Origin of the sequence: Streptomyces sp. 13-12-16 (assembly GCF_002114215.1) — a bacterium.
Lineage (GTDB): Bacteria > Actinomycetota > Actinomycetes > Streptomycetales > Streptomycetaceae > Streptomyces.
Genome location: NZ_NCTE01000730.1, coordinates 1 through 920, shown reverse-complemented (window position 1 = coordinate 920; position 920 = coordinate 1). Strand labels below are relative to the sequence as shown.

The 920-nt window shown below is 69.7% G+C and carries 2 protein-coding genes; one reads left to right on the top strand and one right to left on the bottom strand.

Annotated features, from left to right (window positions below; genetic code table 11):
* Nucleotides 1-148, bottom strand: a 148-nt coding sequence (locus B7767_RS27360; protein ID WP_179167305.1) for an FAD binding domain-containing protein, incomplete at its 3' end; no start/stop codon positions are given.
* 344 nt (nucleotides 149-492) lie between these two features.
* Between B7767_RS27360 and B7767_RS27355 the strand changes: the two genes are divergently transcribed.
* A partial coding sequence (locus B7767_RS27355; protein ID WP_179167304.1) for a PucR family transcriptional regulator ligand-binding domain-containing protein occupies nucleotides 493-920 on the top strand: 428 nt, incomplete at its 3' end.

Below are 920 nucleotides of genomic sequence, written 5' to 3'. Positions count from 1 at the left end.
GGTTCAGGTCCATCAGGTACTCGGGCCGGCGGTGGTCGAAGTTGATCTCGACCATCACATCGGTGCCGCCCGCGATCGGCACAGCGGCGGGGTGCTCGGCCTTCGCGGCGAGCGCCTCCTCCCAGCTGGCGGGGCGAAGGAAGTCCATGACCGGCTCTCTTCTTCGTCTCGTGGGGCGTACGGATCAAGCCAATCCGTGTGCGGCGGGCCCGGCTCGTTCCTGTGCGGTTCACTCGGAGTGCGGCCAGTACACCGCCGGGGCCTCCGCGGGGGTCAGTCACGGAAACCATGAAGGAGTTGGCTGGCCAGCGAGGGCATCTTGTAGATTCGTATGAACGGAGGTCCTCTGCAACCTCCCCACCTTCCTCCGGAAACAGGGGACACGGTCCAGGACACGGCCGACACCGCTGATCAGCCACCCGACGGGCCCTGACCGAAAGATCCCTCCACGGTCCACCACGGCCATCGAGACAAGAAACGACGGAGACGAGAATGCGGCTGCGCGCACTGCTGGACACCGACGCGCTGGGCCTGAAGCTGCTCGGCGGCGAGGACGAGCTGGAACGCGGTGTGCGCGGGGTGATGACCACCGATCTGAGGGACCCCAGCCGCTATCTCTCCGGCGGGGAACTGGTGCTCACGGGCCTGGCCTGGCGCCGGGACGCGGCGGACTCCGAGCCTTTCGTACGGATCCTGGCGCAGGCCGGGGTGGCCGCCGTCGCGGCCGGTACGGCGGAGCTGGGCGACGTGCCGGACGACCTGGTCGTGGCCTGCGCGCGGCACCGGCTGCCGTTGTTCGCGGTGCACGAGTCGGTGGCGTTCGCCACCATCACCGAGCACGTCGTGCGGCAGGTGTCCGGCGAGCGCGCCGGGGACCTGGCGGCCGTGGTGGACCGGCACCGGCGGATGATGACCGCCGG